Annotated in this window: 14 protein-coding genes; 8 read left to right on the forward strand and 6 right to left on the reverse strand. The window is 59.5% G+C overall.

Going from position 1 to position 12,540, the window contains the following annotated elements; translation table 11 throughout:
* Positions 1-262: 262 nt before the first annotated feature.
* The 5 genes from NKH97_RS26640 to NKH97_RS26660 form a co-directional block, all read right to left on the reverse strand.
* A complete protein-coding gene (locus NKH97_RS26640) occupies positions 263-784 on the reverse strand; it encodes a hypothetical protein (RefSeq protein WP_352799099.1) in 522 nt (173 codons plus the stop codon).
* Positions 785-826: 42 nt separating this feature from the next.
* Positions 827-1,684, reverse strand: coding sequence for a hypothetical protein (locus NKH97_RS26645; RefSeq protein ID WP_352799100.1), 858 nt, complete (start codon positions 1,682-1,684; stop codon positions 827-829).
* A gap of 225 nt (positions 1,685-1,909) precedes the next feature.
* Positions 1,910-2,923: a type III secretion system translocon subunit SseC family protein gene (gene sctE / locus NKH97_RS26650; RefSeq protein ID WP_352799101.1), complete on the reverse strand. Its 1,014-nt coding sequence runs from the start codon at positions 2,921-2,923 to the stop codon at positions 1,910-1,912.
* Positions 2,916-3,452, reverse strand: a complete 537-nt coding sequence (locus NKH97_RS26655; RefSeq protein ID WP_352799102.1) for a SycD/LcrH family type III secretion system chaperone — start codon at positions 3,450-3,452, stop codon at positions 2,916-2,918. The genes sctE and NKH97_RS26655 overlap by 8 nt, the downstream gene beginning before the upstream one ends.
* Positions 3,453-3,459: 7 nt before the next feature.
* On the reverse strand, positions 3,460-3,732 hold the full coding sequence (locus NKH97_RS26660) for a hypothetical protein (RefSeq protein WP_352799103.1): 273 nt from the start codon (positions 3,730-3,732) through the stop codon (positions 3,460-3,462).
* 860 nt (positions 3,733-4,592) lie between these two features.
* On the opposite strand from NKH97_RS26660, the gene NKH97_RS26665 reads away from it, so the two are divergent.
* From NKH97_RS26665 to NKH97_RS26700, 8 genes are all read left to right on the forward strand, one after another.
* Positions 4,593-4,907, forward strand: coding sequence for a hypothetical protein (locus NKH97_RS26665; protein ID WP_352799104.1), 315 nt, complete (start codon positions 4,593-4,595; stop codon positions 4,905-4,907).
* A 59-nt stretch (positions 4,908-4,966) separates the two neighbouring features.
* Positions 4,967-5,308, forward strand: coding sequence for a type III secretion system inner rod subunit SctI (sctI, locus tag NKH97_RS26670; RefSeq protein ID WP_352799105.1), 342 nt, complete (start codon positions 4,967-4,969; stop codon positions 5,306-5,308).
* Between the two features lie 19 nt (positions 5,309-5,327).
* Positions 5,328-6,092 carry a type III secretion system inner membrane ring lipoprotein SctJ gene (sctJ, locus tag NKH97_RS26675; RefSeq protein WP_352633237.1) on the forward strand — a complete coding sequence of 255 codons (765 nt, stop codon included), beginning with the start codon at positions 5,328-5,330 and terminating at the stop codon, positions 6,090-6,092.
* A gap of 50 nt (positions 6,093-6,142) precedes the next feature.
* A complete protein-coding gene (locus NKH97_RS26680) occupies positions 6,143-6,814 on the forward strand; it encodes a hypothetical protein (protein ID WP_352799106.1) in 672 nt (223 codons plus the stop codon).
* Entirely contained in the window at positions 6,793-7,443 is a 651-nt protein-coding gene (locus NKH97_RS26685; RefSeq protein ID WP_352799107.1) for a FliH/SctL family protein, read from the forward strand. Before NKH97_RS26680 ends, NKH97_RS26685 begins: the two co-directional genes overlap by 22 nt.
* Complete coding sequence (gene sctN / locus NKH97_RS26690; RefSeq protein ID WP_352799108.1) at positions 7,436-8,818, forward strand: type III secretion system ATPase SctN; 1,383 nt, start codon at positions 7,436-7,438, stop codon at positions 8,816-8,818. Before NKH97_RS26685 ends, sctN begins: the two co-directional genes overlap by 8 nt.
* Positions 8,815-9,306: a type III secretion system stalk subunit SctO gene (gene sctO / locus NKH97_RS26695; RefSeq protein ID WP_352799109.1), complete on the forward strand. Its 492-nt coding sequence runs from the start codon at positions 8,815-8,817 to the stop codon at positions 9,304-9,306. Before sctN ends, sctO begins: the two co-directional genes overlap by 4 nt.
* A gap of 470 nt (positions 9,307-9,776) precedes the next feature.
* Positions 9,777-11,468 (forward strand): hypothetical protein, encoded by a 1,692-nt coding sequence (locus NKH97_RS26700; protein ID WP_352799110.1) that lies wholly within the window; start codon positions 9,777-9,779, stop codon positions 11,466-11,468.
* Positions 11,469-12,201: 733 nt separating this feature from the next.
* Here NKH97_RS26700 and NKH97_RS26705 read toward each other — a convergent pair.
* Positions 12,202-12,450 (reverse strand): hypothetical protein, encoded by a 249-nt coding sequence (locus NKH97_RS26705; protein WP_352799111.1) that lies wholly within the window; start codon positions 12,448-12,450, stop codon positions 12,202-12,204.
* Positions 12,451-12,540: the final 90 nt, after the last annotated feature.

Raw genomic sequence — 12,540 nt, forward strand, 5'->3', positions numbered from 1 at the left:
GTCTGCGGTCCGCGAATTTCTCGCACAGACGCGGAGCCAGACGGGACGGAGGACGGAGAGTTCAGCAAGACCCCCCGCTCGGCAATCGTACCACTGCCGGAGCACCCCGCCAAAGGTAGAAGTAAACAGGGGACGCAGAGCAATGCAGTATTCCTGCCGACGATAGCAACCCACGCACCCCTTGCGCGACCAACTAGAAACGCCAATCGATTCGCGAGCCATTGATGATCGTTCTGCGTCAAATCTGCCACGAATCCGCTCTTTACCTGATATTGCCCAGGATGTTCTCCTTGGATTTGCCATCCTTGGCCACCAAATTGGTCGCGAGTTCAACGCACTGATTCACCTTGTCCATCAGGGACTGCAGGCGAATGAGCTCCATCTGCGAGTCACTATTCATGGTATCGACGCGCGCTTTGAGATTGGAGATGGCGGCATCGAAATCCGACTGACGACCCTTGGTATCACCGCTCTTGTCAATAGGGATGCCGTTGTCGATCATCCACTGGTGGACGCTCTGGGTTTTGCCCTGCGCGTCCACAAACGTGCCATATTCATTCTCTTGCTTGTCGTCAGCGGGCCGGTTGACGCGTAACTCGGCCAAAGCGGAGTTCGAGCTCTTCAGCCAATCGTTCAGCTTCTCCATGTCCTCGAATTCGTCTGTGAGTTGATGCTCGAGATAATCATATCGTTCCATCTGGAGCCGCTGTGCCAATGCGGCCGCCCGGCCCCGTCCCCCGGCAATATTGGCATACGTCACAGTTGGGAAGCTTACGTCCGACATTCCTCATTCCTTTTCCTGCGCAGGTTTAACTGGTTCCAAAGCTCATCCCATGTTGGCGATTTTGCTCCGCGTCTCAGCATCGGCGCGTCTCACTTCAGAAAGCGTTTCCAGAACATCGTTGATCATCCTTTCATATGCCGACTTGTATTCGGTTTCATCCTCGGCGCGAGAGCGTATCTCGGTGTCCTCCGCGTCCAGCTTCGCCTTTTTCTCCTGCTCTATCGTTGCTGCCATGTTCAAGCCGGCACCTGCAATCTTGCCGAGCTCGGATATGCCCGTGGCGACGCCGCTCCAGGTCATCGTCGTTTGTTGCGCGACTTGCTGGGCTCTGTAGATCCCAGTCAGGTCAACGCCGGGCGGCTGGCTATCCTCTGGGAGTGTCTCTGGGTCCCGCTTAGTAGCCGCCTTGCCAAGGTCGGGCGGCGGCTGGTCAACCTCCACTATCTCAGGGTCCGGCTTAGTAACCGGCGTGACCGCGACGTGAGGCGGCTGGCTGCCCTCTAGGGATATTTCGGGATCCGGCTTAGTAGCCGGCTTGGACACCTCGGTCTGAAAACTCGTCTTGCCATTGCGTGCCTTCCAACCACCAATCTCAGCATCGAACCGTGCCTGTGCTTTGCGCGCGCCCTGAAAGCTCAGGCCCGCACCGGCTATTGCGAAGGCGGAGGTTAGGACCGTGCCGACCAGCTGGCATAACCCGGAAGCGCGAAGTGCCTTGGCAGCGGCGTTCTGCGCCGCGATATCGCAATCACGTGCAACCTGCCGGTCCAATCTCGCAGAATCACGGAACTGCAGATTTAGCCTGTGCAGCAACGCGCCAACTGCGTATATGTCAACTGAGGCGAGCCGTGCTCCCAAAGTTTCGGCAGCCGCGGTTTGAACGTCGATGTCTGCGAGCATTGGCGAACCTGCCCACGCCAACTTGCAGGAATCGGCAAGCGTTGACGCAACTTCGCCGTTCCTAGTACCCAGGCCACTAGAGGTCGCGGACATTACCAACAAGGGTCGATGTTCCTGCGAAGCGCCGTCAGGCGATAGATGACCGCCAATTCGGTTTGTCTGTATGACGGTGTGTAGCATGTATATCCTCCTGGCGTTGGGCAGGGATTTGACAGCTATGGCTCGTCAGCCGATGTGCCGTATGGCAGTTGAGGCGGATCGACTCTGCTCCTCGATCGCATCGACAACTCTTTGCGTCATGGTCGTCATGCTGAGGACCAATTCTTGGATGCGTGCGATCTCGTCTTCTTGAAGATTCGCCAATCTGGCGAGGAATTTCCTGATATCCAACGTCTCTGCCTGGGCGTCCGTCGCCTGCTTCTGCAGGAATCCGCTCGCGCCGCCTGCGAACGCCTCGGCTAACGTAGCAATGACTTCGCCCGTTCGGGCCGCTGTCGCAAGGTGCTGACCGGCCATGGCAATCTTCGCTACCTTGTCGGCCTGGCTTGTGATCTTCGCGGCAATGCTCGCGGCCCCATTTACCCCACTGCGGAAACCGGCAGCCGAGGTGGCCACCGAACAAGCAACGACGATGAAAACCGTGATGATAGTGGCCCAAAGCTCGGCCTGGTGCGGTGACATCCCTTGATCTTTGATGAGGCTTTTCGCAATGGCCTGCATCATCTTGTCCATGACGCCCGTCTCGGTCAGGATCCCCACGGCGAGTGCAACTGCCGCGGTCGAAACGGCGAGAAGCCCGCCTGTGACTACGGCTGCTACCCCGGTGAACGCGATCGCAATCCACCCAAATATCCTCATGACCTTCGAACTCTTTTTCGCTTTTCTCACCTTCTCCGCCGCCTCGGAAATCTTTCGGGCAATTTTCTCGTTCTCCTGCTTCTGCAGTTCACCCCAGTGCCGTACATCCTCCGTACCCGCGGCAGCTTGGGCGTTGCCCATCTTTATCTTGAGGGCCAGAAATTTCTCGACGAGTTGGATCGTATCGAAGGCCCGTGGCGGGGGTAGCGTTGGCACCCTGTCCGGCGCCACAGCGCCGTCAGAGACTGGTGGTAGCGAAGGTTCAGCGCCAGATTTGCCAAAACCAGCGACAAGATTGCTGGTGAGTGCGTCGACCTCAGTTAGCACCCCGGATTTTAGTCTCAGTCCACCGATCGCTTCTGTAGTGTTGACGTTACGCATCGCAGTCTCCTTTACCATCAGCTTCAGGGTTGAGCCGACGCAGCATCAGCGACGCCCGCTGAGCCAAATCCTTATGCTCAGGTTTGCCGCAGCTAAGCGCCAATACACTATCAAGCGCGCTCACGGCTGCCGCCGGCTGATCTAGCTTGATAAGACATTTGGCAGCGCGAAACGGAATCTGCGGATCCTCGTCATTCAGCAGCGCAGCCATTCCATAGGCACGCACGGCATTTGCTGAATCGCCCAACATCTGACTAGCAGCACCGAATCCGAACCAAAATCTCGGGTCGATGTACCGATGCATGCATAGAAACCGAAAGAAGTTCAGCGCATCGCAGTATTTACCGGCAGAATAGAAACGATGGCCGAGCGCGTAGACTGCCTCGAGCTCGTCATCCGTCATCCCAATAACAGCCGCCAAATCCGTTCGTCCTGCGATCAGCTCTTCCGTAATCCGCGCCAGCCCTGCAGCCTCAACAGTGCCCACTTCTCCATCCCCCGTTACCCGCTGCTCCTCTACCTTCTGCATCGCCGCCTCAGACCATCTGCCGTATCAGCTTGACGCCCGACCCACGTACCGGTCGCTGATCGGACGTGAGCGCCGCCTGCCGTTCACATGTGTAAGCTTGCCGAAAGTCCTCATCTCGAGTTCCAACGAATGCGGAGTCGATATCGCCGCTGATGGCATAATCGCCTAAGAGCTCAGCTTGCCTGGCGAGCTGTTCGCGACTTTCTTTCAAGGAGCTCTCCACCTGGGCGATCGTTTGCCGGGCGGTTTCCATCGTCTCATCGAGATCTTTGCTACTCATTCGTTCCCCCGTGGAATGGCAGGCGTTGCGCCTCGCGGGCAAAGTTTTGACCTCTGGAGAGCAGCGACTGCCTGATGGTCGATGCCCACGGCACATTCCATCCCTCAAGGACTGTGCTAGCGCCGTCGTCGGTGAGCTCAACGCGCTTCACACCTACGACAAGGCGGACGAATGATCTGAATCCTTCAGCCACTGCAAGACACGGTCTGCCGATGTTTGCGTCACGCCGGCATTCCGTTTGCCTCAAGGCGAGAGCTTTACCCGCAACGGCTTGATGCTCGCGCTTCATGCTGGAACTCCAAATAAATCGCCAGTCATACTGTCGATATCTGCTTTTAAACCAGACCGGTAATATTGTTTCGATATGTGCTCATCATCAGGCGTAATGGCATCGAACATCAGCCCGATCAGGAATGACAAACATGCTCTCGGTTACGGCCTCATATGCGGCGAGTATGGATGCATATCGTCTTTGTATTTGTGCCTGGCGCGATATCGAACAACACTGGCGGCGAGCTCTTCCGCCTTGATGCGTACTTGTTAGCAAAATCCTTTGTCAAAGTGGCTGCCGCGTATGGATCATGTCGTCCCGGATGCAAGTTAACAAACCATTTGCCTGCCGGCGCGGCGCGATTTGAACAAGCTGGAGCGTGTTAGAATTCGGTCCGCAGCTCGATGGCATGGTTGCCGGAAAATGACGCGCAAATCCCCAGGCGCGCAAATCCCCAAGAGAAAGGAACTCGATAACGATGTCTCCTTCATGTACGTCCGGCTCATCCGGGAGTCGCACTGAGATCGGGCTTGGCTTTCGGCGGCATCTTGCCGAGGCGGCCTTCCTGGCTTGCGTTTCGAATGACGTGGTGCGGGCCAGACGTATTGCGAAAGGACTTAATGCCATTGCGCCGGGCGGTAGGGAGTCCGTCATCGCTTACGCCGTGGCCGATTTGACGGTTGGAGATATCGAGGCAGCGCTGGAAAAGCTGCGTCCGCTTTCGGATATCAATGACGCGTATGGGATTGCATTCAAGGCTCTGGCTCTCCATCTGGCAGGACGACTCAGCCAGCGTGATGCCGTGCTCAAGCAGGTTCCGGGTGGAGATCCCGACGTCGATGGACTCGTCGTGGCGCTTGGCAAGAGCTCGGTCGCACATCCGTCAGAGAGGGACATCTGGTGAGCGTGAACAGCATTAGCCCAGGGGCTCTGAGGTCTGTTTTGCCAACGGAGAGTGCATTCGTGTCGAATATTTCGGCTGAATCCATTGACCCCGTTCGTCCCGCATCCGTTCGGCCCGAGTTGTCGCTACAGCACGACAGGTCAGCGACCGAGGTGGCGCGCGGATCTGGGGTCGCCCGGACACCGGGAGACGCCATCCTCAGCAGCATGGAAAAGCTGAGCACCAGCTTTACCCAAGCCATAGAAGCCACTTCGGCGAACATGAAACCGGGAGAAATCCACTCGGCTGATTGGCTGAGCGCACAGGTCACGATATCAGCTTTGTCCCTACAGTGCGACATGCTGGCCAAGGTGGTCGGCAAGGCCACACAAAGCCTTGAGACTTTCCTGAAAAACCAATGATCTACGCTGGTGCGCGGGTGTGACCTTTGTATTGAAGCAGCTGGCGATAATCCTATTGATGTTCACGATGGTGAGCTGCGGATCAAAGCTCGAGCTCTACCGCAATCTTCCGGCGCACGAAGCTAACGAAATGCTCGCACTGCTTATGGATCAAGGCATCTATGCCGAAAAAACGACGGACAGCGGCGGCACTGCCTCGTTGGCAGTAGATACTAAGGATGTCCCCCCTGCCATGGAAGTGTTGAACGGCGCCGGACTGCCTCACGACGTCTATGCCGACATGGGCAGTCTTTTCAAGAAAGAAGGTATGATCTCATCGCCGACAGAGGAGCGTGTGCGCTATATTTATGGCATCACACAGGAGTTGTCGCGGACCCTGACCAGCATCGATGGCGTGCTCAATGCCCGGGTCCATGTGGTGTTGCCGCAAGAAATGAGCGACGATCGAAACCCGCCCTTCCCCTCGAGCGCTGCTGTGCTTGTCCGTTACGCACCCAGCACCACCGTCGATCAGATAGTACCGAAAATCAAGGAGCTCGTCGCAAACAGCTTGGAGGGCCTGTCCTATGAAAGGGTTTCCGTCATCCTGCTGGCGGCGAGCCAGGATAATGCTTTACTGCGTTCGGTCGATAGATCGGCCGTCCTCACGACACAGGACAGGGGCGCACGCTATCTACTGGTCGGGCTCGTGTGCGGCACAGCGGCATCGCTTATCGGCAATGGTGTCCTCGCGTTCCTGCTATGGCGTCGCGTCCGCCAGACATCCGCCATAGCGTCTCAATGAGATCAAGCGGATCGAACAATTCAACAGCGATCGCCGGGACATCCGCCGCGATGTCGGATGAATGGCTTGATGCACCGTGGGCGAAGGCGGTGATGTGCTGCATTGCCGATCCTGCCGCTGATCTCGATTTCACAATTGCGCATGGTTGGCCAGAATGGATGCCGCTGGATATCGCTCTGGCGGAACCATTCACTCGTATTAAGCTTGGGCGCTGGCTGCTTCGTGGCCAAAGTGACCAACCGTCAGCCATCATTTCCGCTTGCGCCGCGCGACGAAGCCGGCTCGCGTTCCTCCCTGGACAGGACGCGGTGCGCCTTATGCGGCTAGCTGGCGCCTGGGTGGGTGCATCCGGCCTGACAGGACTTATTCGCACGAGCGATATCGCGGCGGTTCGCGCGGCGCTTGGCGAAGAAGCCGTCGCATTCGCTCCGCAGGCCGCACTCCTGCCGCGGCCGACTGCCGCACTGATGTCGGCGATCGGTGCTTGTGACATTCCGACCGCGCCCAGTGCATTGCTCCACTGCGGCGCGGCGATCTTCGGTCTTGCGATTGGCGGCATTCCGCAAATGCTGCGGACTCGGTTACGCTTGCGCCGTCCCGCGCCACTCTGGGCGGCGGCGGTGGACGCCTGTCGTGACGACAGTGCTGGCGAGGACGCATTTAATGCGATGCGGCGCCTGGTCCGTAAGAGAATACCCAAATGGTCGCATTGGTTCAGCTGACACCTGCATCGGCCGGCATACTCGGCCCTGGGCGAATCTTGCCGGCGGGCAGCGCACAGGCGCTGGTGGACGCCGAGCAACTGCTTATGCAGGCACGGCGCGAAGCCGATGCGCTCATCGGGGCGGCGCGTGTATCGGCCCGGGTGATCGAGGCGAACGCCAAAGAAGCCGGCTTGGCTGCGGCACAAGCGGCAATCGAGGCCCGCCTGACCGCGATCGCTACGGATTCTCTGCGGGTTATGGCGCAAAATGAAGAGCAGATCGTCAACATGGGCCTGCAGATCGCACGGCGGATCATCGAAACTGTTGAGCCAGTGGAGGCGGCGGTGCAGATTGCTTTGCGCGGTCTGAAATTCGCGGGGCACAAATCCCTCGTCCGGCTACGCGTGGCACCGTCGCTCCTCGAGGCGGTCCGCAGCCGATTAGACGAGATCCTCCCGAGGCTGACATCGCGCGCCGTCGACCTAATTGCGGACGCGCGCGTGAATGATGCCGGATGCATCATCGAGACCGATGCCGGACTGGTCGAAGCCACCATCGAGAGCCAGCTTGCGGCGATCGAAAGCTGCCTACGCAGCAGCCTAGAAACCTCTGCAAACTCAAAGCATGATAATGTCCCAAATGCCTAAATCGATCTCCGAGCCAGCCGAGCCGGCGAACGCAGTCATTCCCCCTGAGCAGGAGGACATCGATCGTTTTTTCCAGCTCGCAAGATCAGCAATTGCGCAGGCGTCGACAATGCACGTCCGCGGCCGGGTCCTTCAGATCCTTGGAACGGTCATCCGTGCCACGGCGCCGGGCGCCCGCATTGGCGACCTTTGCACTCTTCGTAATCCGGAGAACGACTTGCAACTGTCGGCGGAGGTCGTTGGCGTTCAGTGCGACGTCGCCATTCTGACACCGCTTGGGGAAATGCAGGGCCTCTCCACGCTCACTGAAGTGGTCCCAACGGGAAAGCCCCTCATGGTACCCACCGGCTGGAATCTGCTGGGCCGCGTCCTCGACGGTTTCGGCCGACCTCTCGACGAATCCACCAATGGGCCGCTGCTTCCGGAAGCCCGCGTGCCTGTCTACAGGGACGCACCGGCCCCCTTATCCCGGCCTATCATCGACAAAGTCCTTCCTGTCGGCATACGGGCGATCGATGGTCTTCTAACCTGCGGCGAGGGGCAGCGCACCGGCATCTTTGCCGCTGCGGGCGGAGGCAAGAGTACACTGATGTCGATGCTGGTGCGTGGCGCAGCGGTCGACGTGGCTGTGATAGCGCTGATCGGCGAGCGAGGCCGGGAGGTGCAGGAGTTGATCGAACACAATCTCGGCGCAGAAGCGCTATCGAGAGTGGTTATTGTCGTTGCTACTTCCGACCGCTCCGCAGCGGAACGGGCCAAAGCGGCCTATGTCGCGACGGCCATCGCCGAATGGTACCGCGACCAAGGACAGCGTGTGTTGCTTCTCATGGATTCGGTAACCCGTTTCGCGCGTGCGCTGAGGGAGATTGGTCTCGCGGCCGGTGAGCCGCCGACACGGCGTGGTTTTCCGCCATCGGTTTTCGCTGCACTGCCGAGGCTTTTCGAACGCGCGGGGAACAATCACCGCGGATCCATAACGGCCTTCTACACTGTGCTTGTGGAGGGCGATGATATGGCCGAACCGGTGGCTGATGAAACCCGATCCATCCTCGATGGTCACATTGTGCTCTCACGCGCCTTGGCAATGTCGAACCACTATCCCGCTATCGACATTCTGGCGAGTATCAGCCGTGTCATGAGCGCAATCGTGTCGTCCGATCATGAATGGTTGGCGGGCAGCCTGCGGCAGCTGATGGCAAAATACGACGAGGTGGAACTGTTGGTGCGTGTCGGCGAGTATAAGGAGGGAGCAGATCCACTCGCTGATGCAGCGATCGCCAAAATAGACCAGATACGAAGCTTCTTGCGACAGTCGACAAAAGAGCAGATCGGCTTCGACGCAATGGTCGATGCGCTCGCCGCCTGCTTGGCATGATTCCTAAAGCCGTACATCGCATTCTCGAACTCAAGCAACTGCGGCGCCGCCGCGCTGAAGATGCGTTGCGCCTGCGGCAGGCGGCTCTCGACAATGCTGTCGCGGCAATCGAAACCGCTTCGACAGATCTTCGCAGATGGCAGGAAGACCGACCCCGTCGCGAAGCCGCGCTATACGATCCCTTAATCGGGAAAGCCGCGGCTCTCATTGATCTTGACGAGGTGAATGCGCAGGTCGTCTCGTTGCGCCAACACGAACAGCTGCTCCAAAAGCGCCTCGATGCGACCAGAGCTGAGGCCGCCCGCAGTCGGCAGGCGCGTGAGGAGGCGCACAGCGTGGCACGTGAGGCGTGGCGCGAGGTTAGCAAATTCGAGGATTTCGTTCGCCGCTTGCGCACCAACGCCACCCTGGAGGAAGAACGCTCAGCGGATCTGGAATTGGAAGATTCGCTCAACGGCGGAACAGTTTGGGTAGTAAGCAAGACATAATCTGTCGGTGAAACTACATCGAATGTGGAGCGTCCGTCCGTTGTCAGCGATGCGGGGACCACGGCGATTAGTGGTCTTGAGAGGCTGAGGGCTGTGGCGAAGCGCTCAGATCAATGTTGACCTTTTGAAGGGGCACGTGTTTTGCGGGAAACCACAGGAGCGCCCCGATGGGCCATGATGCTGAACATTACGGAATTTCCAAAGGCAGATTGTTTCTGGCGCTTTGAAATTCGCCACCATTGGTTCCGGCCGATATTGGGCAATCATTGGCGGGCCGCCTGGAACTGGCGGTCTCATCCGGTCTTCTTCGACAGGGCAGCTCATGGTCGACGATGGAAAGGATCTTGTCCGATCGAGTAATCGCGGACTCAACCTGGTCAAGCCAGCGACGTTCTAGGAACTGCCGATCCTTGATGCTTCCGCTGCGCGACAATCACGATGATCTCAAGATGTATCCATAGGAGGTGAATATGAGGGGCATTGAGGAGCGTGGCAAGGCGCCCATCTCGGCATTCAACGCCATCGAGCGTGATATCACGGACGATTCTCTCATCGGACCGGCGGCTAGCGTTGAAGGACCGGGTGAATCATCCTGTTCTGTGGTGGAGCAGACGCGCTCTGAGCCTCAAGATCAAGCGTTTTCTCCTGTAAGCAGCCAGCATACCAGCAGTATCCATGATCTGCCGCTGGATATTCTCGGTGAGGTTGCTCAGCGGCTCAGCCTGATCGATCTGCTGGGCATGTCACAAACAGATCAACAGCTGCGTGTCGCCGCGATGGCAATCGCGACGCCTGAAGAAAGGATCCGGGTTCAGGCCATCTGGAACAGGCTGACGCAACTCCAACCCGGCCCGCAGCCGCTGATGTATCCCGGCGTGATGCAATCACTCGCGCGCAACTTCGATTGCCTCACCAGAGTGCAGCAGGAGCACATCGTCGCGCTAGTCGAGGGGCTTGAGGACTACGACGACCGCAACTGGATCCTCGACGATATCGGACCGGGCTTGGTAGAACTCGCGCCCGACCTCCAGCAGCGCCTCGTGGCGCTTGCCGAGGGACTTCACCAGTCCTGGGAACGTAGCGCGGCCCTGCGAGGCCTCGGGACAGGCGTGGGAAGGCTTGCGCCCGAGCTGCAGCAGCGTCTGGTCGCCCTCGCCGAGGGACTTGACCACCCCTTACATCACTCCTCGGCTCTGTACGGCCTCGGAGTGGGTGTCGCGGGGCTTGCCCCCGAGCTCCAGCAGCGTCTCGTCGTCCTCGTAGAGGCACTTGACGACCCGGAAGATCGCGCGGAGGGCCTATTGGGCTTCGGCCCGGGCTTGGCAGCGCTTGTACCCGCGCTCCAGCAGCGTCTCATCGTCCTGGCCGAGGGACTTGGCGACCCTGAGCTCCGCGCCGTGACCCTGGAGGGCCTCGGAGCAGGTGCGGCAGGGCTGGCCCCGGCGCTCCAGCAGCGTCTCGTCGTCCTCGCCGAGGGGCTCAATCAGCCCGACGATCGCGCCTTGGCCCTGCAGGGACTAGCAGCGAAGATGGCATCGCTTGCTCCTGCCCTCCAGCAGCGTCTTGTCGCCCTCGCCGAAGGCCTTGACGTCTCCGAGAATCGCGGCCCGGCCCTGGGGGTCCTCGGTGCAAGCGTGGCAAAGCTTGCACCCGAGCTCCAGCGGCGTCTGGTCGTCCTCGCCGAGGGGCTCGACCCCGCCGATTGCGCCTCTGCCCTGGAGGGCCTCGGAGCGGGTATGGCAGGGCTTGCCCCCGAGCTCCAGCAGCGTGTCCTCGTCCTCGCCGAGGGGCTCGCTCATCCCGAGAATCGCGGCACGGCCCTGAGAGGCCTCGGAGCGGGCATGGCAGGGCTCGCCCCAGAGCTCCAGCAGCGTATCGTCGTCCTCGCCGAGGGGCTCGACCAGTCCGCAGCCCGCATCTCAGCGCTGTGGGGCTTCGGTGCGGGCATGGCAGGGCTTGCCCCAGAGCTCCAGCAGCGTATCGTCGTCCTTGCCGAGGGGCTCGACCAGCCCACAGATCGCGTCTCGGCTCTCCAAGCTCTCGGAGCAGGTGTGGCGGGGCTTGCGCCCGAGCTACAACAGCGCATCACTGCCATTGTGGACGGACTTGACCAGCCGGAGGATATAGCTGCCGCCTGGGCAGCACTATTGCCGGGTCGGTGATCAATCCTGCTGTAGCCCGAGAACATGGAGTTTAGCATGTCCACTAGCTAGACAGCGAGAATTTCGAACTGCTGAACAACCCACGGCCTGGATAGTGGGTGTACCCCGCCTGTCGTTTGCGCATCAAGTGGATCATCTTGATGAGCCAGCACATCGGCATTAATTGAGGAGCGGTGAGGTGTGCAGTCCGGCAAATAACCACCGGGGCGGCTTTTCGACGTTAACAGGCGGTCCGTTGACGGGCTACCTTGGCGCCAGTGCAGTGAAGGTGTCCGAACACGGCAGCATACGGCCGGCACTTTCAGCGCCGATCCTGGCGCAGATTGCCGCCAATCGTGCCATTCGGGGCTTACAGGAACGACCTGGAGGAAAATTGTGCCAAGTGCAGCAATGTGTGCCGGATTCGCACTACCGTCCGCCAGTTGTCGATCCGCTGATGCAGGACGTCGCCAATGGCGCTCGAAAGACACGCAAGCGGAGACACCGCAGGTCATCGTTTTCGTCTTCGGTTTCGAGGCCGAGCAGAAGGTCCGCAGACCGGCGGGCCCACCAAGCTGCGCTTACAAAGCCCCTCAGAGGCGCGCCTGCACGCGGTTGGTTCCGAAAGGAAGACGGCTTGGAGCCGTGCATCGGATCTGACGTCGGAGATTCCGAGGCAGCAGTCCGAAGAGCGGCCTCCGGATTCAACTCTTGAGCCTTGCGATGGCAGCACCAAAGCGCAGGTAACAGGCCTTCAAGCGCCGGGCAGCGTGCCCTTCACCGACGTCGCGAAGAGATCGAGCAGGATGGCCAGCGCCACGCATGCGGTCAGGATGATACCCGCCATCAACATGCGGTTAGCGCGTTCGTAGATGGGTCGGCGCAGCGAACTCATGTCGAGCAACATCGAAAGCCCGCATCTGCAACGCGAACCGAACAGGATCGGCACAACGGCAACCAAGTCGTAAAATTCCCATGGCATGGGGTTGGCAGCCCAGTGCATGACGAAGCCGAGTGAAAAGGCAAGCAAGATCCCCACGACGGTGATTGTACGTTGCGGAAAATCGTCCTTTCCTCGCCGTTTGGAAATGCC

It is taken from the genome of Mesorhizobium sp. M0870 (genome assembly GCF_040319775.1).
In the GTDB taxonomy this organism is placed as follows: Bacteria; Pseudomonadota; Alphaproteobacteria; order Rhizobiales; family Rhizobiaceae; genus Mesorhizobium.